The 21887-nt window shown below is 54.0% G+C and carries 17 protein-coding genes and 1 tRNA gene; 6 read left to right on the top strand and 12 right to left on the bottom strand.

What is annotated here, in order from left to right:
* Positions 1 to 72: 72 nt before the first annotated feature.
* Entirely contained in the window at positions 73 to 1158 is a 1086-nt protein-coding gene (gene ychF, locus ACFQ1Z_RS07220) for a redox-regulated ATPase YchF (RefSeq protein ID WP_379056654.1), read from the bottom strand.
* Between the two features lie 251 nt (positions 1159 to 1409).
* Here ychF and ACFQ1Z_RS07215 point away from each other — a divergent pair, with 251 nt between their 5' ends.
* Positions 1410 to 4145: a bifunctional diguanylate cyclase/phosphodiesterase gene (locus tag ACFQ1Z_RS07215; protein ID WP_379056653.1), complete on the top strand. Its 2736-nt coding sequence runs from the start codon at positions 1410 to 1412 to the stop codon at positions 4143 to 4145.
* Positions 4146 to 4252: 107 nt separating this feature from the next.
* Here ACFQ1Z_RS07215 and pth read toward each other — a convergent pair whose 3' ends face one another.
* The 8 genes from pth to ACFQ1Z_RS07175 form a co-directional block, all read right to left on the bottom strand.
* Positions 4253 to 4825, bottom strand: coding sequence for an aminoacyl-tRNA hydrolase (gene pth / locus ACFQ1Z_RS07210; RefSeq protein ID WP_379056652.1), 573 nt, complete (start codon positions 4823 to 4825; stop codon positions 4253 to 4255).
* A 126-nt stretch (positions 4826 to 4951) separates the two neighbouring features.
* Complete coding sequence (locus ACFQ1Z_RS07205; RefSeq protein WP_379056651.1) at positions 4952 to 5572, bottom strand: 50S ribosomal protein L25/general stress protein Ctc; 621 nt, start codon at positions 5570 to 5572, stop codon at positions 4952 to 4954.
* Between the two features lie 178 nt (positions 5573 to 5750).
* The gene (locus ACFQ1Z_RS07200; protein ID WP_379057193.1) at positions 5751 to 6686 is read right to left on the bottom strand and encodes a ribose-phosphate pyrophosphokinase; all 936 of its coding nucleotides are present in this window, start codon (positions 6684 to 6686) and stop codon (positions 5751 to 5753) included.
* A gap of 125 nt (positions 6687 to 6811) precedes the next feature.
* Positions 6812 to 6888 (bottom strand) — tRNA-Gln (locus ACFQ1Z_RS07195).
* Positions 6889 to 6925: 37 nt separating this feature from the next.
* Complete coding sequence (gene ispE / locus ACFQ1Z_RS07190; protein ID WP_379057192.1) at positions 6926 to 7801, bottom strand: 4-(cytidine 5'-diphospho)-2-C-methyl-D-erythritol kinase; 876 nt, start codon at positions 7799 to 7801, stop codon at positions 6926 to 6928.
* A gap of 93 nt (positions 7802 to 7894) precedes the next feature.
* Entirely contained in the window at positions 7895 to 9307 is a 1413-nt protein-coding gene (locus ACFQ1Z_RS07185) for a surface-adhesin E family protein (protein ID WP_379056649.1), read from the bottom strand.
* Between the two features lie 120 nt (positions 9308 to 9427).
* Entirely contained in the window at positions 9428 to 10018 is a 591-nt protein-coding gene (gene lolB / locus ACFQ1Z_RS07180; RefSeq protein WP_379056648.1) for a lipoprotein insertase outer membrane protein LolB, read from the bottom strand.
* Positions 10019 to 10059: 41 nt separating this feature from the next.
* Positions 10060 to 11766 (bottom strand): tetratricopeptide repeat protein, encoded by a 1707-nt coding sequence (locus ACFQ1Z_RS07175; RefSeq protein WP_379056646.1) that lies wholly within the window; start codon positions 11764 to 11766, stop codon positions 10060 to 10062.
* Positions 11767 to 12071: 305 nt separating this feature from the next.
* Here ACFQ1Z_RS07175 and ACFQ1Z_RS07170 point away from each other — a divergent pair, with 305 nt between their 5' ends.
* From ACFQ1Z_RS07170 to mutM, 5 genes are all read left to right on the top strand, one after another.
* The gene (locus ACFQ1Z_RS07170) at positions 12072 to 13025 is read left to right on the top strand and encodes an ABC transporter ATP-binding protein (protein WP_379056645.1); all 954 of its coding nucleotides are present in this window, start codon (positions 12072 to 12074) and stop codon (positions 13023 to 13025) included.
* 68 nt (positions 13026 to 13093) lie between these two features.
* Positions 13094 to 13837 carry an ABC transporter permease gene (locus ACFQ1Z_RS07165; RefSeq protein ID WP_379056643.1) on the top strand — a complete coding sequence of 248 codons (744 nt, stop codon included), beginning with the start codon at positions 13094 to 13096 and terminating at the stop codon, positions 13835 to 13837.
* Positions 13838 to 13865: 28 nt separating this feature from the next.
* Positions 13866 to 15251 carry a GldG family protein gene (locus tag ACFQ1Z_RS07160; protein ID WP_379056642.1) on the top strand — a complete coding sequence of 462 codons (1386 nt, stop codon included), beginning with the start codon at positions 13866 to 13868 and terminating at the stop codon, positions 15249 to 15251.
* A gap of 42 nt (positions 15252 to 15293) precedes the next feature.
* Positions 15294 to 16202: a DUF4340 domain-containing protein gene (locus ACFQ1Z_RS07155; protein WP_379056641.1), complete on the top strand. Its 909-nt coding sequence runs from the start codon at positions 15294 to 15296 to the stop codon at positions 16200 to 16202.
* Positions 16203 to 16207: 5 nt separating this feature from the next.
* On the top strand, positions 16208 to 17062 hold the full coding sequence (gene mutM / locus ACFQ1Z_RS07150) for a bifunctional DNA-formamidopyrimidine glycosylase/DNA-(apurinic or apyrimidinic site) lyase (RefSeq protein WP_379056640.1): 855 nt from the start codon (positions 16208 to 16210) through the stop codon (positions 17060 to 17062).
* 39 nt (positions 17063 to 17101) lie between these two features.
* On the opposite strand, the gene ACFQ1Z_RS07145 is transcribed toward mutM, so the two are convergent.
* The 3 genes from ACFQ1Z_RS07145 to ubiB all read right to left on the bottom strand — a co-directional run bounded on the left by ACFQ1Z_RS07145 (position 17102) and on the right by ubiB (position 21886).
* Complete coding sequence (locus ACFQ1Z_RS07145) at positions 17102 to 18580, bottom strand: sensor domain-containing diguanylate cyclase (protein WP_379056638.1); 1479 nt, start codon at positions 18578 to 18580, stop codon at positions 17102 to 17104.
* A 148-nt stretch (positions 18581 to 18728) separates the two neighbouring features.
* The gene (locus ACFQ1Z_RS07140; RefSeq protein ID WP_379056636.1) at positions 18729 to 20198 is read right to left on the bottom strand and encodes a sodium:solute symporter family protein; all 1470 of its coding nucleotides are present in this window, start codon (positions 20196 to 20198) and stop codon (positions 18729 to 18731) included.
* A 140-nt stretch (positions 20199 to 20338) separates the two neighbouring features.
* On the bottom strand, positions 20339 to 21886 hold the full coding sequence (ubiB, locus tag ACFQ1Z_RS07135; protein WP_379056635.1) for a ubiquinone biosynthesis regulatory protein kinase UbiB: 1548 nt from the start codon (positions 21884 to 21886) through the stop codon (positions 20339 to 20341).
* Between the last annotated feature and the right edge of the window lies 1 nt (position 21887).

The raw sequence follows: 21887 nt of genomic DNA, 5'->3' as shown, positions 1-21887 counted from the left end.
GACCGCGATTATAGCAGTTGTGTCTAGTGACGACAACATTGGTTTATATAGTTTCGTGGTCTTTTCAGCTAATTAGACATTAAACCTGAAGTGCATGACATCGCCATCCTGCACGATGTATTCTTTGCCTTCCAGGCGCATTTTGCCGGCTTCTTGTGAGCCTTTCTCACCTTTGTATTGCACGTAGTCGTTGTAGGCGATCACTTCGGCGCGGATAAAGCCGCGTTCAAAGTCGGTGTGGATGACGCCAGCGGCTTGCGGGGCGGTGGCGCCTTTTTTCACGGTCCAGGCGCGGACTTCCTGCACGCCGGCGGTGAAGTAGGTTTGCAGGCCCAGCAGATCATAGGCGGCGCGGATGACGCGGTTGAGGCCTGGTTCTTCCTGGCCGAGTTCTTCCAGGAACAGCAGTTTGTCTTCTTCATCCAGTTCGGAGATCTCGCCTTCGATCTTGGCGCAGATGGTGACGACCGGGGCTTTTTCGGCTTTTGCCAGCGCCAGCACTTTGTCCAGGTGCGGGTTATTCTCAAAACCGTTTTCGATCACGTTGGTGATGTACATGACAGGCTTGACGGTGATCAGGCATAAGGGCTTGATCAGGTTGAGTTCATCGGCATCCAGATTCAATGTGCGCACGGCTTTGGCTTCGTTGAGGCATGGCAGTACTTTATCCAGCACTTTGACCAGGGCGATGGCTTCTTTGTCGCCACTTTTGGCTTTTTTGCTTTCGCGCTGCAGGGTCTTTTCTACAGTTTCCATATCGGCCAGTGCCAGTTCGGTGTTGATGACTTCGATATCGGCCAGCGGGTCTACCTTGCCGGAAACGTGGATGACGTTGCCGTCTTCAAAACAGCGCACGACGTGGGCGATGGCGTCAGTTTCGCGGATGTTGGCCAGGAATTTGTTGCCCAGGCCTTCGCCTTTGGAGGCACCGGCGACCAGGCCGGCAATATCGACGAATTCAACGATGGCCGGTTGTACTTTTTGCGGTTTGACCAGGTCTATCAGCGGTTGCAAGCGGGTATCCGGCACTTCAACGATGCCGACGTTGGGTTCTATGGTACAGAAAGGGTAGTTTTCTGCGGCGATACCGGCTTTGGTGATCGCATTGAACAGGGTGGATTTACCTACGTTTGGCAGGCCGACGATACCGCATTTCATAATGGAGTGACTTTCAGTGTGTGCTGCCGCGCAAGTTTTTGCGGCTGGCATTGAATAAAAGTGATATTTTACCGTTAGTAAACGAATACAACAAAAGTATCTTGCAATTGCTGCTTGTAATGGGGCGGCAGGCAGGATGATTACAATATACATCGCATGAGAGTGGGGGCATAATAAAAGCTGTCATGCACCTTCCTGGACAAGGATGAGTAATGTTTCTTTTCGATATGGCATCGCTGCGGCAACTCCTAATGTCGCGCTGGATCGCCGGGGTGATCTTTTCGGGAGCGGTGCTGACCACGTTTTTGCTGTGGATGAGCGAGCGCCACCACGCAGAAGATTTGCAGGAGATCCAGTTCAGGCAACTGGTGATCTCTGCCAGCGAAGATATACAACATCGCATTGATGCCTATCGCCAGGTGCTTAAAGGCGTAGAGCAGCTTTACACCTCCTCCGAGCATGTTTCTGCCTATGAATTCAAACTGTATGTAGATGAATTTACTGAACGCCCCGAGAGCGGCAGTTTAAGCGCCATCGGCTTTATCAAATACATACATCTGCAACACCCCGAGACCTTTAAACATCTGGATATGACGGTACAACAGTTGCTCAGGCAGGGCAGGTATGCGCCCGGCGCCGAGGAGGTAGCCCCGGTTTTGTATGTGGAACCGCGCAACGATCACAACCGTGAAATATTGCTGAAAGACACTTTTGGCAATGCCCTGATACGCGACGATCTGCTCACGGCTGGCGATAGCGGGCGGCTGGTGATGTCTACCCATTCTATGGTGGATGCGCTGGTCCCGGCGCAAAAAAACTATGTGCTGCATGCCCCGGTCTACCGCGGCAAGCGGCTGGATATCCCGGCAGGCGCGCGCAGGAGCATGTTGAACGGCTGGGTGTTCCTGCGTTTTGACGTCAACGCTTTTTTGCACGAGGCCCTGCAGGCGACCGAGCAGCAACAATTGCATTTTGATGTGTTTGACCAGCTGCGCGGGCGCGGGCAGACGCCGTTGTATCACAGCCATGACGAGCTGCGTCTGCACGATGTCTCGGCGCTTTACAGCATGTCGCATGCGCTGAATATCAATGACCAGGTGTGGAGCCTGCGTGCCCGTTCTACCCCTGCGTTCGAGTCGGCGATCGATTACAGCCAGGCTAACCGCATTGGTTTGCTGGGTGTGTTTCTGAGTGCCTTGCTGGGCGGGATCGCCTATTTCGCTGTGACGCGCAGCCAGACCCAGCAGGCGCTGGAGAAATCCAACCAGGAATTCAACACCAGCGAGCAGCGCTGGATGTTGGCACTGGAAAGTACCGGTGATGGGCTTTGGGACTGGTATGTGCCTGAGGCGCGCATCGTGTATTCTGACCGCTGGAAAAGCATGCTGGGCTTTTTGCCGCATGAGTTCGATCATCAGCCCGAAAGCTGGCATAAGCGTATTCATGAGGACGACTACCCGGCGGCGATGGCCATGTTGCAACAGGTGCTGAGCGGCGAGCGCGATCATTATGCGATGGAGTACCGCATGGCGTGCAAAGACGGCAGCTGGAAATGGGTGTTTGACCGTGGCATGGTGTTCAAACGCGACGAAGACGGTATGTCCATACGCCTGCTGGGCACCCTGGCCGATATCTCCAAGATCAAGCAGTCAGAAGAGGTGATCTGGCAATATGCCAATGTGGATACACTGACCGGTTTGCCTAATCGCCGCATGTTTTTTGAGCGGCTGGACCAGCAGTTGCGCCAGGTCAAACACAATAATCACAAAGTGGCGATCATCTTTCTCGACCTGGACCGTTTTAAAGAAGTGAACGACTCGCAAGGGCATGACCAGGGCGACCGCCTGTTGCAACAGGCCGGGCAGCGCCTGACGCATTGCCTGGATGAAAACGGCCAGGTCGCGCGCCTGGGTGGTGACGAGTTTGTACTGATGCTGAGTAATGCGCATGCCGGCTATGTGGAAGACCTGGCGCAGAAGGTCATTGATAGCCTGTCTGAGCCATTCAAGCTGGAGCAGACCCACGCCTATGTTGCCGCCAGCCTGGGCATCGCCATCTTTCCCGATGACGCCAGCAATAAAGAGGACCTGATGAAGCGGGTAGACCAGGCCATGTATGCCTCCAAGCAAAAGGGCGGTAATTGCTTCACCTATTTCACGCCACGCATGCAGGAGCAGGCAGAGCGGCGCATGCAGTTATCGCATGATCTGCACATGGCCATCAACGGCCAGCAGTTTTTTCTGGAATATCAGCCGGTGGTCAACCTGCAAACAAATGCCGTGCTCAAAGCCGAAGCCTTGATACGCTGGCAGCACCCGGACAAAGGCGTGATCCCGCCCATGGAATTTATCTGTATTGCAGAAGATACCCTGCTGATCGTGCCTATAGGCGAGTGGGTATTTAAAAGCGCGATCGAGCAGTGCCGTCAGTGGCGCACCTCATTAAACCCTGATTTTCAGGTGGCGATCAACAAATCGCCGGTGCAATTCGCTGCTGAATATAAAAGGCAGCACGACTGGTTGAAAGAGATATTGCATGGCAGCAGTGAGCGCAATATGGTGGTGGTCGAGATCACCGAGCGCTTATTGCTGGATGCCAATACCCAGGTCAGCGAGCGGCTGGCGAAATATCAGCAGGCGGGAGTGCAGGTGGCGCTGGATGATTTTGGCACCGGTTATTCTGCCTTGTCTTATTTAAAGAAATTCCCTATCGATTATGTCAAGATAGACCGCTCGTTCGTCGGTGAACTGGGCACTTCAACTGAAGATGAAGCTTTGTGTCGCGCCATTATCATGATGGCGCATAGCCTGGGCATGCAGGTGATCGCCGAAGGCATTGAAAACCAGCGCCAGCTCGAGATATTGCGTGACATGGGCTGCGATTTTGGCCAGGGCTTTTATTTCTCGCGGCCATTACGGCCTGATGATTTTGCCGCTTGGGTGCAACAGTGGCAGCAGCAGGCTATTAGCGTAGGGGCTAGAGGCTAGAGGCTGGGGGAAAGGGGGAAAGGGGGAAAGGGGGAAAGGGGGAAAGGGGGAAAGGGGGAAAGGGGGAAAGGGGGAAAGGGGGAAAGGGGCGCGCTGTGCGCCCTTTTTTATTTGCTGTGTAGTTGCAGCATGGCTTTTTCAAACTGGCCCTGCGCCAGCAGGTCAGTCACGCTGGTGGATTTGATGATGCTGTCATCAATCGCCTGCTGTTCATCTTTGCCAGCCGCTTTCAGCACAAAGTTCACCACTTCTGCCTTGTTGCCCGGGTGGCCTATGCCTATCCTGAGGCGCCAGTAGTCTGCTGTATTCAAAGCGGCATGGATATCGCGCAGGCCATTATGCCCGCCATGGCCGCCGCCAAACTTCAACTTGGCCTGGCCGGGTGGCAGGTCCAGCTCATCATGTACCACCAGGATCTCGGCCGGGCTGATCTTGTAATAATTGGCGATCGCAGCCACAGATTTGCCGCTGGCATTCATAAAAGTGCCCGGTTTGAGCAGCCATTTGTCAGTGTGCGGGGCCCATTTGCCGGCGATGCCGAACAGTTTGGCCTCGGCAGCCAGTCGGCTAGACGATTGCTGCGCCAGTAAGTCGACCAGCCAGAAGCCGGCATTGTGCCGGGTCATGCTGTATTTTTCGCCCGGATTGCCCAGGCCTACGATTAATCTGATCCCGCTCATGCCTTAGTCTTTAATCAGTAAGTCTTTAAATATGAATAGTGGGCTGCTTTAACAATCGTCAGCCATAAAAAAACGCGCACAAGGTTGTGCGCGTTTATTTTAGCGTTAAATCGCCAGAGTAGCTGATTATTCCGCTGCTGGTGCTTCTGGTGTTTCAGCTTCTGCTGAGTCGTCACCACCGCGTGGTTTCAGAATCGTTGCGATCGCTGCGTCATCACCGTGTGCCAGTTGTACGAACTCAACGCCTTTAGGCAGTTTAACTTCGGACAAGTGTACTGAGTGGCCTGTTTCCAGTTTGCTCAGATCGATTTCGATGAACTCTGGCAGGTCTTTTGCCAGGCAGCTGATGTCAGCTTCAGTCTGAATGTGAGAGATGCTACCGCCACCCAGTTTAACGCCAGGCGCTGCATCTTCATTCACAAAGTGGAAAGGCACTTTAACGTGGATTTTTTCTGAAGCAGACACGCGCTGAAAGTCGATGTGCTGAATGGTATTGCGCACCGGGTGCAGTTGATAGTCACGCAGTAACACGCTTTCTGCTTTGCCATCCAGAACCAGGCTCAGGATAGAAGCGTGGAAAGCTTCGTGGCGGAACTGCAGAAACAGTTCTTTATGATCAAACTCGATGGAGACAGCAGGCTTGTCACCACCATACACTACACCTGGCACATTGCCAGCGCGACGCAGGCGGCGGCTCGCACCCGTACCTTTAACGTCACGTTTGACGGCTTTAATTTCGATACTCATTTGAAAACTCCTATAAACACCATAAATGGTGGCACTACACTAAGATCCACCCGCCGCGACCAGCTGGTGGTGTAAAACTAAACTTTAATTCTGGCCTATCTCTTAATTTATGAATTAATCCATGCCTATATTTTGATTTATGGATCAATCCAGGCCATTTAACTTGATTTATGGATTTTCAATCCATAAATAGCGAAGAAACTGATTCTTCCTGGCTGATACGCTTGATGGTTTCTGCCAGCAGGGTGGCAGCACTCAATTGGCGTATCTTGGGGCAATTCTGTGCATTGGCATTCAAGGCGATGGTGTTGGTCACTACCAGTTCATCCAGTTCTGAAGCCATGATGCGCTCGCCGGCACCGCCGGATAACACCGGGTGCGTGGCGTAAGCGACCACTTTCAATGCGCCCTGGTTTTTAAGGGCAGCGGCGGCTTCACACAGTGTGTTTGCCGTATCCACCATATCATCCATGATGACACAGGTGCGGCCTTCAATTTCACCGATAATATTCATGACCTTGGCCACGTTGGCTTTAGGACGACGTTTATCAATGATCGCCAGGTCGGCATTCAACTGTTTAGCCGCAGCGCGTGCACGTACCACGCCACCTACGTCCGGTGATACCACCACCAGGTTTTCATGCTTTTGCTGCACCAGGTCATCCAGCAGGATAGGTGTGGCGTAAATGTTATCCACCGGGATATCAAAAAAACCCTGGATCTGGTCTGAGTGCAGGTCCATGGTCAGCAGCCGGTTGACGCCGACGCTGGTCAGCATATTGGCTACGACTTTGGCGGTGATCGCCACCCGGGCAGAGCGCGGGCGTCTGTCCTGGCGCGAATAACCTAAATAAGGGATCGCTGCGGTGATACGTCCGGCGGATGAGCGACGCAATGCATCTACCATCACCATCACTTCCATCAGGCTGTCATTGGTCGGGTAGCTGGTCGATTGCAGCACGAATACATCGCGGCCACGTACGTTCTCCAGCAGTTCGAGCATGATCTCACCATCTGAAAAACGGCCAACATCTGCGCGCCCTAGTTCAATGCCCAAATGTGTGGCGACTTCTTGTGCCAGTACCGGATTGGCATTGCCGGTAAAAACCATCATGTTGGCGTTACTCAACGTTGTACCCTTTTCAGCGAAAACGATGTCTTAAAACCAGAATTCCTGTCACAGACAGGAATCTACAAAAAATTTAAGCGTGTAAATCGTTAAATCTACACGCTTATATTTGGCTGAGGAGGAAGGATTCGAACCTTCGCATGCCGGAATCAAAATCCGGTGCCTTAACCAGCTTGGCGACTCCCCAAAAACTTGTCTTACTACCGCTTTACAGGCCGGGCGACTTAATCTTTCGCCGAGCTGAAAAGCGGATGGTATTTTAACCCTTTTGCCCAAAAACCAGAAGTGTTTTCTGGTCTATTTGCAATCAATTCATCTGCTTTTGCTGCACTGTCTACCGCAACGAATACCGAAGCGCCGGAACCACTCATGCGGGCATCGCCGTATTGTTTTAACCAGGCCAACGTATTGTTAACTTCAGGGTAGAGTGCGCAAACGACTGCTTCCATATCGTTTCTGGTCTGCTGCCAGAACGCGCTGGAATTAGCGCCGTTTGAAAAGTCCGCTATTCTCAATGGTTTTGAATCTCTTGTCAATGCTTGATGTGCAAATATTTGTGCCGTTGGAACCTGCACCTGCGGGGTGATCACCACGTAGTATTTATCCATGATTTCCGGCGGTAGGGCGACCGCAGAAAGCTGCTCGCCCACGCCTTCTGCCCAGGCCGGCTGGCCAAAGATAAATACCGGTACATCGGCACCCAGGGTCAGGCCTATCTGCATCAGTTGCTGGCGGCTATAGCCTAATTGCCATAATTGGTTAAGCGCCAGCAGCACAGTCGCTGCATCTGAGCTGCCGCCACCCAGGCCACCACCCATGGGGGTGCGCTTGGTGCAACTGATCTCTGCCCCCAGCTGGCAGCCGCTTGCGCTTTGCAGGGCTCGCGCCGCACGCAGGCAGAGGTCATTTTCCGGCGCTACGCCAGGCAGTGGGTTTTGCAGCAGCAGTTGTCCGTCGTCGCGCAAGCGGATATGCAGGTCGTCACCATGGTCCAGCAGCAGAAAGATGCTTTGCAAGTCATGGTAGCCATCTGCACGGCGGCCGGTGATATGTAAAAACAGATTGAGTTTGCACGGGGCGAAATATAAGCAGGCTTCCATGCCGCTATTGTAAAGCATGGCTGCGCAGTTAAAGCCATGCCTGTGCAGTTTAAAGCCAGCCTAGGCAGTTTAAAACATTAGCTGTCGCGGCTGCTATTCCAGGATCATGCGGCCCTGGCTATCCTGTAGCGGGCGCAGGTTAGGCTCGCCTATGGCCTGCTGCAGGCTGGTCAGCTGTCCCTTGGATATTTTCAGGGCTTCTTTCATGATGATCCACTGTACGCCTTCGGTGCAGGGCGGCGAAGTCAGCGAGCCGGTATAACGGTAGTAGGCTGGTTTGGCCGGCATCAGGTCTGCCGGTGTGACGCGGATAGCCAATGCCCTGCTTTGCTCTTTTTCTTTAGGCATGCTGTTCAGCAGCGTGTCTATGGTGCTGTTAGCCGCGCCTTCTTCCAGCATCACGGCAATGATCACGCGGTGGCCGGCCTTGTCCTCATGCACCATCTGCAGTTCTGCGGCATAGGATTTCTGCTTGATCTGGTGCTCGGAAGGCGCATGCACGCTGATGTATTTCAGCTGGTATGGCTTTTGGTCGAGCACCATCATATTGCCGCTGCCCGCATCCAGGATCAGGCTATGATCTTTGAGCGCGATGTTCTTCAGCGGGAATTTCTGCAATCGCTTGATAGGCTTGAGTGCTGCCGTGATCGTATTATCTACATTGATAGGCGATTGCTGGCTGCCAGCGTTACACACGGCATAATCAGGGTTCAGACTGCCCCATTTCTCGGGGCCGCGCGCACCACTATAGGCCCAGGATTTATCTTCTTTATCGGCTTTGGCCGGTTTGTCTTTGCCAGGCGCTGCCGCAGCTGGCTCAGGCTTTTTAGCTGCAGGGTCCTGTTTAGACGCAGGGTTTGGGGCTGCAGCTTCTGTGGCCGGCTTGCTGCCGCCGGCGTTCTTGCCATCTGCTTTTTCAGCTGGCTTATCGGCAGCATTGGTCTCGGCAGGCGTGGCGGCTGGCTCGGCGACACTGTTAGTCGCCGCCGGTTTATCTTTGTCGCTGGCCACGGCAGGCTGGATAGGGTTGGCGGCACGCTTGGCGATCGCTTCAGCGCGCTGTTTTTCCTTGGCTTGCCATTTGCAGGCATATTGCTGGGTGATCTCTACTTCGGAATCAGGCAATGGCTCTATGAAATCGGCCTGTTTCAGGGTGGTGCCTGCGGAATAGACCAGCTCGCCCTGATCGTACTGGAATACCTGTATGGTCGCCGCTTTGCGCTTGGCGCAGTCAAAATACCACAAGGCTTTGGCGTGGTTATACACGCGATCTACCGATTCCACATTTTTCTGTGGCTGGCTGTAATCTACTTTTACCCAGGCTTTGATATAGGTTTTTTCTTCGACCAGCGATTGTTTATCGACCATCAGCTGGTTGTTATCTGTTTTTTTGATCGACAGCCATTGCGCGGCTTGCGCATCCACAGGGCGCAGGCAGGCGAGTATCAGCAGGCTGGAGGCTAGCCAAAAACGGGAGTAAGTGAGTGAAAACAGATAACGGCTCATAGTGCCATTATCGACAGCTGGTGCTGAATCTTTAGTTAAAAACGCAGCCTGTCACGGCAAGCCATATGCAGCCTGGCCCGGTGGCTGTATCAGCTGCCAGCCCGGCTTACCAGTGCTGGCTCACCAATGCTGAATGACCAATTTCAGCCTGATGTCCTGCTGCTGCAAACGGGTGGTGTAGGGTAGTGAGGCGTTCGTGCCATTCAGGGCTGTGGGCTGGTAATCCTCATATTCGATACGCCAGTCATCCTGTGTCAGCGTGACCGGTTCGCCGCTGGCGACATAGCTGGCCTGGTAAGGGCTGCCACTATGCGGGATACCCAATATCCACTGGCTCAGGCCTGCCAGTGGCAAACGCCAGCCGAGCAGGCTCTCGGTCAGGCTGGCGACGTCGTTGGCATGGTGCTGCTTGCCATTCTGGTCAGTCAGGGTCACCGATTGCGCGGTGCGCTGTATCAGCGCCACCTGTTGCCCCAGCGGGCTGAAGATACGCATATGGTCTTCCTGCCCGCTATGTTGCCACTCCAGCCGCGCGGTATAGCCTTTACCGCTGTATTGCACCGCCAGCTTGGCTTGCAGCGAAAACTGCTGAACGGCCGCCAGGGTCTGCATGCGTTGCTGCGCCGCACTGTTGGCGGTCTGGCTCACCGGTGGTTTGGGCAGCGTGCTGCAGGCGGCCAGTGTCATTGCTAACAGGCAGCTAGCAGCCATTCTGCCCCAGCTCAGGGGTGTTGCCAGGTGCAGCCTGTGCATTACAGCTTGGATTTCAGTTTTTGCGCGGTGGAGGCCAGCACTTCGTTATCCGGGTTGGCAGAGATCGCCTGGTCCAGGATCTTGCTGGCTTCTTCCTGCTGGCCCTGTTTCCACAACACTTCGGCCAGATGCGCGGCGATCTCAGGGTCTTGCTGGATAGCATAGGCGCGGCGTAATTGTTCAGTGGCATGGCCCATGTCGCCCAGGCGGTAATACACCCAGCCCAGGCTATCCATGATGTAATGGTCTTCAGGCGATAACTTGGTCGCCGTTTCGATCAGATTCTTGGCTTCAACCAGGTTGATGTTGCGGTCAGCATAGGAGTAACCCAGCGCATTATAGGCGGCAGCAAAATCGGGCTTCATCTTGATGACTTTGTTCAAGGTATCTTCCATGGCCTTGAAATTACCCACGCGCTCGGCATTCAGCGCATAGTCATATAAAAGCTCTGGGCTGTCAGGATGTTTCTGCACCGCTTTTTCCAGCAGGACATAGGCTTCGTCAGTGCGTTTGGCCTGGTTCAGCATCAGGGCCTGGTTCTGCACCACCAGTGTCTGCTGCTCGGCGCTCAGGCCATTGACATTATCCAGCATGGTGATGGCAGCATCGACGCCATCACGGCGCGCGATGATAGCCGCGGCTGCCAGCCTGCCAGCCAGAAACTGCTCGCCATCGCCTATCTTGTCAAACCATTGCAGGGCGCGCGCATCGTCGTGCTGTTCTGCGGCCGAGCGGCCTAAATTAAAGTAGATGCGGTTAGGCTCTTTAAAGCCTACGTCCAGCGCATGTTGCAGATAGCGGTCGGCAAACTCATATTCTTTGGCATCCAGTGCCAGCAGTCCGACGATGACATTCATTTCTGGGTTGTTCTGGTGTCTTTCCACCAGTTTGGTGAATTCTACTTTGGCATCGGTGGTGTTTTTCTGGATCAGCAGGGTGCGCGCCAGAGCCAGTCTGATCTGGTCGGCATCGGGGTGTGCGTTGAGAAACTCGCGATAGTAAGCGATGCCTTTTTGCGGGTCTTTCTCGCTCAGCATCTGGCCGCGGATCTGCGCCGGGGCCTCCCAGCCTGGGCGCAGCCTGGAAGCTTCTTTGAGCTCTTTTTCCATCAGCGCTTCATTGCGGGCAAAATAGGCCGCCTGCGAGATGGCAAAGTGGGCTTCCGGCAGTTTAGGGTAAGGCTTGGCCAGCAGTTGTATGGTTTCCAGCACGCTGTTTTTATCTGTCACGCGCATCATCAGGCTGTTCAGTTCCATAAAGGCATTCGGCCGTATACGCTCATCAGCCAGCACTTTTTGTATATTGGGCACCGCTTTTTTCAGTTCGCCATTGGCGATCAGTAACTGGCTGGCTGCCTGCGCGGCGGGGATAGAGTCTGGCAACAACTCTGACCACAGCTCAGCCGAAGGCAGGGCCAGTTGCGGCGCGCGGGCAATGGTCGCTGCCTGCGTAGCGCGCTCAGCCAGTAAAGGGTCGCGGGTCTGCTTGGCTAAATCAAGGAACAGCTGGCTGGCCAGCACGAACTCACCGCGCTGGGCGGCCACTTCACCGAGCAGGTATTTGTAGACGAATTCGGCCGTCGGCGTGGTCATGGTGGCGGTGCTGCTCGCAGACCAGGCGGGAGTTACCATTAACGCAAGCCACAGCGCCAGCGCCGGGCGGCGCAATAAGGTAGGTTTGAGCTTGAAATGGCTGGTTTGAGGCATACTGAATTCCTGTTTAATAAGTCTGGTTATGGCGGTTGCAGAGACTGCCTCTGAGCGGGCTAAAGTGAGGTTGAATTTTAGTTTAGTCCGTGACAGTTGGTGCAAGTTCATCCATAATGTGCGATTTGTAACTGAATTGTAATTGGCGTCCTGATGCAGGTTAAAACGTCGTTTGTGTCACTATAACTTTTTGGTGAAAACTTTGTCTAGGAATTTACTCTGGGATTTACTTGCCGGTATTGAATTCCGCCGGTAACAAGCATAAATTCCAGGTGTGCCCGAGTCAGCAAGTGTGTGGAAGAATTATGGCAAATTTGACAGTAGAAGCAATTGAGTTAACCCGTTTTTATGGTGGTCGCGCCGCGGTGAGCGATGTGACTTTCAACCTGCAGCAAGGGCAGGTATTAGGTTTTCTGGGCCCGAACGGCGCTGGTAAATCCACCACCATGAAGATGCTAACCGGTAATCTTGCACCGAGTGCCGGCAGTGTCAAAATCTGTGGCATCGACATGATAGAAAGCCCGAAAGAGGCCAAGGCATTGATAGGCTACCTGCCCGAGATGCGCCCCCTATATAAAGAATTCACTGTAGACGAATACCTGACCATTGCCGCACGCCTGCACAATGTCGCCGGCAAGCATATCAAAAGAGCGGTCGAGCACGCCAAAGAACGGTGTGGCCTGACACACATGAGCAAGCGCCTGATCGAGAACCTGTCTAACGGTTACCAGCAGCGCGTGGGCATCGCCCAGGCCATTATCCATAACCCTATGGTGGTGATACTCGATGAACCCACCGTAGGCCTGGACCCTATCCAGATCCGCGATATCCGCGCCCTGATCAAGGAAATAGGCCAGGAACACAGTGTGATCGTGTCTACCCATATCCTGCCAGAAGTAGAAATGGTGTGCGACCATGTGCAGATCATTGATAAAGGCAAGCTGGTGTTCAATGGTGGTATCGATGTGCTCAAGCAACAGCGCATAGGTAACAAACTGCTGGTCGGTTTGCGCCAGGCGCCAGAGGTCGCGCAACTGTTGGCGATTGCCGGCGTGGCAGAAGTCGAACCGGCCGATGGCTTATGGCGTATCCGCTTCCATGAAGGCAGCCAGCCACACGAAGCCATCGTGCAGGCAGCGGTGCAACATGGCTGGGGCCTGTATCATATCGCGCCTGACCAGACCAGCCTGGAAGACGTGTTCGTCCAGCTCACCTATCATGACGCCAGCGCTGCGGCTGAACTGCCTCAGGCGGCGTAAGCCGGCTGTATCTGCTCAGCTAATGTTGCCTACATGTCGCAAGCCTACTTAAAGTTGAAAGACCTGAAATGTTGAATATTGCAAGAAAAGAACTGCAAAGCATGTTCGCCTCACCTATGGGGTGGATCATCCTGGCGGTGATCGCCGCCATGTTTGGTAATTACTTCTCCAATGGCGTGAATGACTATCTGGCTGTCGCCTCCGGCGCCATCCGTCCGGCGGAGCGATTCGGCATCACGCAGTCGGTGTCGCAAAGCGTGTACGGCTCGGCCTCTTTTATCATGCTGTTCGCCGTGCCTTTGCTTTCCATGCGCCTGATCGCAGAAGAGCGCCGTAGCCAGACCATGCCATTTCTGTTCAGTTCGCCGCTATCGATCACAGATATCGTGGTCGGCAAGTTTTTAGGTCTGTTGGCTTTCCTGTCTACACTTATTCTGTACATAGGCCTGATGTTGTCTACCCTGAACCTGTGGTCAGATATTGATTTTGGCTACATTGTGGCGAATACCATAGGCCTGTTCTTGCTGGTGGGCAGTTTCTGTGCACTGGGTATCTACTTTTCCAGCCTGACTTCGCAGCCCATCATTGCGGGCATACTGAGCTTTATTTTTTCTTTTATATTGATGATACTAGGACGGTTTGTCGCCAATGACCCCAGTAATATCGCCGGCCAGTTTTCTTTTTCCACGCATTTCCAGTCGTTTGCCAGCGGGCTGATCGACACCGCTGACCTGGCCTTTTTTGTATTATTTATCGTGACCTTCCTGACATTGACCATCCGTCGCCTGGATGCTGACCGTCTGCGCGGTTAACGCGCACTGATTTGAGTTTGAAAGCATTATGAAAATTAATCGTAAGTTAAGATTGCAGCTGCTGGCACAAAACTGGATGTTTGTGCTGGTGTTTCTGGCCCTGGTCGTCATGTTGGGCTATCTTGCCAGCCAGTATCGCTGGACCAAAGATATCACCCAGGCCAACCGCAATATCCTGACGCAGGGCAGCGTCAATGTGCTCAAGCAAATGGAAGGTGATATCAATATCACCGTGTATGCCACCAAGGATGATGCCAACAGTGGCGATACTTTCCGCAAGGGCATGCTCAATTTCGTCGCCCGCTACCAGCGTGAAAAGAAAAATGTCTTTATCACCTTTGTGAACCCTTCTGAAGAGCCCAAGCTGGCGCAGGAGGCGGGTGTGGTGAGTGATGGCGAAACCGTAGTGCAATACAACAAGCGTAGTGAGCACATTAACCCGCCGTTTGCCGAGCAGGAGATGACTAACCTGCTGGTACGCCTGTCGCGCACCAATAACCAGCCTATCATGTACCTGGACGGCCACGGTGAGCGCTTGCTGCAAGGTCTCAAGAACCACGACCTGGGCGAGTTCGGCAAACAGCTGGAGAGCAAAGGTTTTAAATTCGCCAACCCGGATCTGACTATCGCCCAGGATGTGCCGGCTAACGGTGCCATGTTGGTGATCGCATCGCCGCAGGTGGATGTGAGCGCGGTGGAAGCCAAAAAGATCAAGGCCTATATCGAAGCCGGCGGCAATGTGCTGTGGTTGCTCGATGACAACAATCTGCACGGTTTGCAGGAAGTGGCAGATTACCTGGGCATCAAAGTGTCGCCCGGCATAGTGTGGGACCGCACCGCCGAGCAATACAACGCTGACCCGAAAGTGGCATTCGCCAACCGCTATGGTGACCACGCGATCACACGCAATTTCATGTTACGCACGGTGTTTCCAGAAGCGCATGAAGTCGATGGCCGTGCCTCGGACGACCTGGGCTGGAAAGTAGGGCGATTGATAGATGTGGCGCAGAATGGCTGGCTGGAATCCGACAAGATCCCTGCCGGTGCGCAAAACCCTGAAGTGCGTTTTGACCATGGCAAGGATAAACCCGGCCCTATCAATATCGGCGTAGCACTGGAGCGTCAATACGGTAAAAAAGGCCAGCGCGTGGTGGTGATAGGTAATGCCAATTTCCTGGCCAATACCTTTATCACCAATGGCGGCAATCTCGATCTGGGTATCAATATCATCAACTGGCTGGCCGGCGATGACCGTCTGATCACTATCCAGCCTATGCCATTGAAAGATATCAATATCAATATTCCTTCCGGCTCTATCGCCGCATTGATCGTCGGTTATGGCACGCAATATATCTTGCCGGTAGTCATTCTGATCGCGGGGATGTTCTTGTGGTGGAAACGCCGCAAAGCCTGAGTTTGAATCGTTAAAGTCGTATCGCGGACGGAGTCGCTTGCAATGAAAAAAAGATGGATATTGAACCTGTTGCTGTTGGCAATGGTGGTGGGGATCGCGGTTTTCCTGCACCTCAAGCCGCAAGAAAAAGCAGCCACTGCCATGTTCGAGGTGTCTACGCTCAAGATGGCCGATGCCCAGTCATTGAAAATCGAATTCCCGGCCAAGGCGGCGACTGTGTTTGAGCGCCAGGATGGTTACTGGATGATGCGCAAGCCGTATGCCGCCCGCGCCGATCAAATGTCGGTACAGCGCGCGCTGTCTATCATTGCCGCTTCCAGCGCCACCAAACTGCCATTGCAGGATGCAGCCAAATATGGGCTGGATCAACCGGAGTTAAGAGTGACTTTGTCAGGCAAGCAGGGCGAGCACGTGTTCAGTTTCGGCACCCACAACCCGGTCAGCCAGGAGCAATATGTGGGTTATGCCGGCCATGTGTTTCTGCTGGCGGGGCAATATAGCGAAGCGGCGGCTACGCAAGCCATTGAAATGATAGACAAGACGCCATTGTCGCCGGCCGAGCGCAAGCAGCTGGCAGGTTTTAACCTGGCGCATCTGGAACAGTGGGAAGAAAACGCGCTCAAGGTGCAACTGGCCACTGATGGCAAATGGTCTGCCAATGACCCCAAGGCCAAACCGACCCAGAACGAGATGAACGAGTGGCTGGATTTCACCTGGTCACAATCGCAGGCGACTTCTGTAGAAGTGTATACGCCGGATCACAGGCAGACCTATCCTTCATTCGAGGTGTTGTTGCGCGACGGCAAGAAAGTGCATTTTGATAAAATGCAGGAGTCGCCAGAATACCTGCTGGCCCGCCCGGATGAAGGCATTATTTACCATTTCCCCAATGATGTGGGTTTCACCATGGTTAACCCGCCGGTGAATATCCAGGCCGCCAAGAGCAAATAAGCCCCATGCCTGAATTACCCGAGGTAGAAGTCACGCGCCTGGGGCTGCTGCCGGTACAGGGCGCGCGCATCAGTGCAGTCACCATCCGCCATCATGGCCTGCGCTGGCCTATCCCCGCCGACCTGCCACAGCGCCTGCAAGGCCAGCGCGTGTTGCAATTAAGGCGGCGAGCCAAATATATCCTCATTGAAATAGGCGATATCAGTGCAACTGGCGAGCCGGTGTGCCAGGGCGTGCTGTTATTGCATCTGGGCATGTCCGGGCGCTTGTGTCTGCTGGAACGCTATTTCGCGCACGAGAAGCATGACCATGTCGATATCGCGTTTGAAGACGGGCGGGTGATACGCCTGCGCGACCCGCGCCGCTTTGGTGCGGTGCTGTGGCTGGACGCTGAGCCAGCATCACACCCGTTGCTGAGCAGCCTGGGGCCTGAGCCGCTGGATGCTGCTTTTGATGGCCATTACTTGCAACAGCAATTAAAGTCACGCAATGCGGCGATCAAGACTAGCATCATGGACGCGCATATCGTGGTCGGTGTCGGCAATATCTACGCCAGTGAGTCTTTATTCCGCGCACGTATCCACCCGGAAACCCCAGCCAGGCAGCTGACGCTGGCGCAATGCCAGTTACTGGTCGCCGAGATCAAGGCCACCTTGCAGGCAGCGCTGGCAGCCGGTGGTAGCAGTTTGCGCGATTTCTTTGGGGCAGATGGTAACCCTGGTTATTTCCAGCAGACCTATTATGTCTATGGTCGCACTGGTGAGCCTTGCCGTGTCTGCGGCCAGCCTATCAACAGTATACGGTTAGGCCAGCGTTCGACTTTTTATTGCGCCACCTGCCAGCCGCGCGCATTTGCTTAACGCGTGTGCTTGTTCAGCACTGACTACAATACGTATCCATCAACCCGCGCGCTGCAAGCCTGATGCTACATCGCTCTCGCCGTCAGGCTTGATGCAGTTGCGTCCGGCATGTTTGGCTTCGTAAAGATGGTGGTCAGCCCGTTCCACCACTTGCGCGAAAGCTTCACTTTGCTGCATCTCGGCCAGCCCGGCACTGATAGTCACCCTCACCACATGGTTATTAAAGTGGAACTGCAAGCCGGCCACTGCGGCGCGGATGATCTCGGTGATGCCTCTGGCGCGCTCCAGATCGCAGCCGGCCAATAGCAGCAGGAACTCTTCACCGCCCCAGCGGCAGACGATATCTTCCTCGCGCACATGCGATTTGATCAGCTGTGCGATGCGAGTCAGCACCAGGTCACCGGCCTGGTGGCCATAGTTGTCATTGATCAGCTTGAACAGATCTATATCCAGCAGCACCAAGGTCAGCGATTCGTCTCTGCGCCTGCAGCGTGAAACCGCCTGTTTGAAATAGAACTCGAATACCTGGCGGCTGGTAGCACCGGTCAGTTTATCCTGGGTAGCCATAGATTCCAGTCTTTCATGATAGCCACGCACGGCGATATGCGCCAGCAGCAGCACGATCACGCTGATCACCAGTGCCACCGTCATATTGATGATAAAGGCGGTTTCAATGCGGTCAGAACTCGGGTCGTTGACCTGCTCTACGATCAGGTACCAGTCAAACTCAGGCACCAGCCTGCTATTGAGGTATAGCGTGCTGCCATTCTCGGTCTTCAATGAGAATGAAGCGCTGGGTGAAGTCAGTATTTTGACAAAAGCTTTATCCAGGGCCGCCTTGTTCTTGGTGTGCAGCTCGGATTGATACTGGCTGCTACGCAGCATGACTTCGCCCTGGCGGTTGACGAAATAAATCTCGCGGCCATAGCGTTTCTGGTAGTTTTCTATCAGCTCCACCACCGATTGCAATGCCAGGCCCACGCCTATGATGCCTATGAAATTATTGGATTTATCCTCGATGCGGTAATTGACAAAAATGCTCAGGCGGCGCTGATCTGCGGTATCTCTATCGATATTGATCACATACGGATGATGCGATTTTTTGGCCTCAAAGTACCAGCTTTCGTCCTCATTGGCTTCCGAGACTTTTTTCAGCACCCCGGTAGGGTGGTAGTAAAGCCTGGATTTCTCCGAGATAAAGAACGAGGTGATGGTGTTATATTTTTTCTGGATCTGCGCCAGATAGCTGGTCATTTTAGTGGCGTCTTTTTCGCCATTGTTGACCCAGTCAAACACAAATACATCATTCGCCATCAGCGAAGAGATCAGCAGAGGTTGCAACAGGTCACGCTGGATCTCCGAGTAGATATTATCGCTGGTCAGTGGCAGCATCTCTTGCTGCAGACGTTCGGTGAGCGAGTCTTTGGCGACAAAGTAGCCGATCAGGCTGGTCGCCAGAAAGCCCGTCAGCACAATGACGCTAAGAATAATGATGTAGAAGCGCTTGTTAATTACCATAGAGATACTTGCTGCGTGAAAAAACGATTCCCGGCATTATCGAGAATGCCCCCCTTTTTTATTAACTGGAACAATCACTGCTTTAAACGGTAATTCATCCATTGGTCAATTGAAATCAATGTAAGTTTATATTTTAAGTGACGAACCGCTATTCGGCATGCCGGCGTGACGCATGTTCATGCAGGTATCCATGCGGTGGTTGCGGGCTGCCGCCCAGTTTTTGCGGCAGTAACGAACCTATCACCATGGCGATGGCGCTGATCAGCAAACCCAGCAATTGCGCCGGTACCAGGCTGGCTTCACCGACCAGTACCTCCACCAGTATCCAGCTGCCTATGCCGAGGATAATAGCCGCCAGCGCACCCTGGCTGGTCGCACGTTTCCAGAAGGCACCGAACAGTAGCGGCACAAAGGCGCCCGCCAGGGTGATCTTATAGGCGCTTTCTACCATGCCAAAAATGGATAACTCAGAGTGCAATGCATAAAACAGCACCATGCCGGCAAACCCGACCAGGCACAGGCGCATGACGTGCAGGAAAGCGCGGTCATTCATGTCGGGCACAAAGCCCTTGATCACGTTTTCGGCAAAGGTGACGGAAGGGGCGAGCAAGGTCGCCGATGAGCAACTCATAATGGCCGACAGCACCGCGCCAAAGAAGATGGCCTGTGCCAGCAATGGCGTGTGGGTCAGCACCAGTGTCGGTAATACCCGTTGCGAGTCTGATTCAACCAGCGCGCCGAACGTGGCCGGGTCTATCAGGGTGGCGGCATAGGCAATAAACATGGGCACAAAGGTGAAACAGAAATAAATGCTGGCGCCCAGCAACGAGCCCCACAGCGCGACATTGGCGGTTTTGGCCGAGGTGATACGCTGGAAGACGTCTTGCTGCGGGATAGAACCCAGCATCATGGTCAGCCAGCCACCAAGAAAGGTCAGCCATACGCTCCAGTTGGTCGATTGCGGGAAAAAATGCAGTTTTCCGGCATTGCGGGCATGCTCTATCACCGGGGTGACGCCGCCGGTTTCGCCTGAGACTATGCTGGCGATATAGAGCAGGCCGCCGATAACGACTATCATCTGCACGAAATCGAGAATAGCGACAGACAGCATGCCGCCCAGAGTGGTGTAGGTGAGCACGATCAAGGTGCCCACTATCATGCCGTGTTCTTCAGAGATATAGCCGTCGCTTACCAGGTTGAAGATCAGGCCCAGCGCCTTGATCTGCGCGGCGACCCAGCCCATATAGGAAACCACGATGGCGATAGTGGTGAGTATCTCTACTGTGCGGTTATAGCGCATGCGGTAAAAGTCACCCAGGGTCAGGATATTGAGTTTGTACAGGCGGCTGGAGAAGAAGATACCGGCCAGTATCAGGCACATGCTGGAGCCGAACGGGTCGGCGGCAATGCCGGTCAGGCCTTCACGCACAAAAGTGGCCGAGACGCCAAACACTGCTTCTGCGCCAAACCAGGTGGCAAATACGGTGGCGGTGACTACCGGCAGCGGCAGATGGCGGCCAGCCACTGCGTAATCTTTGGTACTGTGGACGTTTCTGGCAGCGACCAGGCCTATGCCTATAGAGACCAGTAAATACGCCATGACAAACCAGATCAGCACTGTCCGTTTCCCTTAAAGCTGTTGCAAACGGCAGATTTTAAAACAAAACTGCCGGCCAGGTAGCGTTTCTTTCACCCGCAAACAAGAAAAGCCTGATTTTCAGGCTTTTCCGGCATGCATTTCGCGCGATAGAGCACTATTTAGTTAAATAGCAGTAGCAGCAGGCTGCTGGCCTGTAATACCACCAGTACCACGATCACGCTGATCAGGCCTTTTTGCCAGGAGGACTGTTTGCGCTGGGTGACCAGCATGGCGTCGATATGGCTTTGCTGTTTGGCAAACTCGCTCTGGTTACGCAGATACTGCTCGAACAAACGGGGTATCTCTGCTGCATGTGCCAGCACATAAGGCAACTCGTGTTTGGCCGATTTGATCAGGCGGCGCCAGCCTATCTGCTCGCTCATCCAGCGTTTGAGAAAAGGTTTGGCGCTGTGCCACAAGTCAATATTAGGGTCCAGCTCGCGCCCCATGCCTTCGATATTGAGCAGGGTTTTTTGCAGCATGATCAGTTGTGGCTGGATATTGACGCCAAAGCGGCGTGACATCTGGAACAGGCTGAGCAGGGTGCGGCCAAACGAGATATCCTTAAGCGGCTTCTCGAAGATAGGCTCGCAAATGGCGCGGATGGCGGTTTCCAGCGCTTCGACATTGGTGTCCGCCGGTACCCAGCCGGATTCTATATGTGCCACGGCCACATCACGATAGTCGCGGTTGAAAAATGCCAGGAAATTACGGGCCAGGTAGTACTGGTCGGTAGGTGACAGGCTACCCATGATGCCAAAATCCAGCGCAATGAATTTGCCTTTATGCTGGCCTTCGGTCACCACCTGGATATTGCCAGGATGCATGTCGGCATGGAAAAAACCATCACGGAACACCTGGGTGAAAAAGATCTCTACCCCTTCATGCGCGAGTTGCGTGAGGTTGATGCCGGCCGCTTTCAGGGCATGAGTGTCGCGCACCGGCGTGCCGAACATGCGTTGCATGGTCATCACCTGTTTGCGCGAATAATCCCAGTACACCGCAGGCACCAGCAGGCGCTTGTCACTGAAATTGCGGCCCAGTTGCGAGCACTGTGCGGCTTCCAGGGTCAGGTCCAGCTCATGCTCGGTATGGCGCGCAAACTCCTCCACCATTTCGTCCGGCTTCAGGCGGCGACCTTCGCTGGAAAGTTTTTTCACCCACCAGGCGATGGTGCGCAACAAGGCGATATCGCGATGGATGATGGCGGCTATTCCAGGGCGCAACACTTTGACCGCGACCTGTTCACCGCTGTGCAGCGTGGCAAAGTGCACCTGCGCCACCGAAGCACTGGCGACCGGCACCGGGTCAAACTCGGCATAGGTGCTCTCCAGCGGCGCGTTAAACGCTGCTATGAGTATGGTTTCAACCTGGCTAAAGGCGAACGGCGGCACCTGGTCTTGCAGTTTGGTCAGTTCATCTGCCACATCCGGCGGCAGCAGGTCACGGCGGGTAGACAGCATCTGGCCGAATTTAACAAAGATAGGCCCCAGTTTCTCCAGTGCCAGTCTTAGCCGTATCGCCCGTTGCTGCGGTGCGCTACGCCAGAAGAACAACACATCCAGCAGGCGTGGCAACAGGTTGGGCCTGTCTTCACGTACAAAAAAAATGTCTAGCCGGTAGCAGATGAATACACCGATGATATGAAAAAAACGAAACCAGTGCATG

The organism is Methylophilus luteus (assembly GCF_042676265.1).
GTDB classification, from domain to species: Bacteria; Pseudomonadota; Gammaproteobacteria; order Burkholderiales; family Methylophilaceae; genus Methylophilus; species Methylophilus luteus.
The sequence above is the reverse complement of the archived record's forward strand: the minus strand, read 5'-3'. Positions and strand labels throughout refer to the sequence as shown.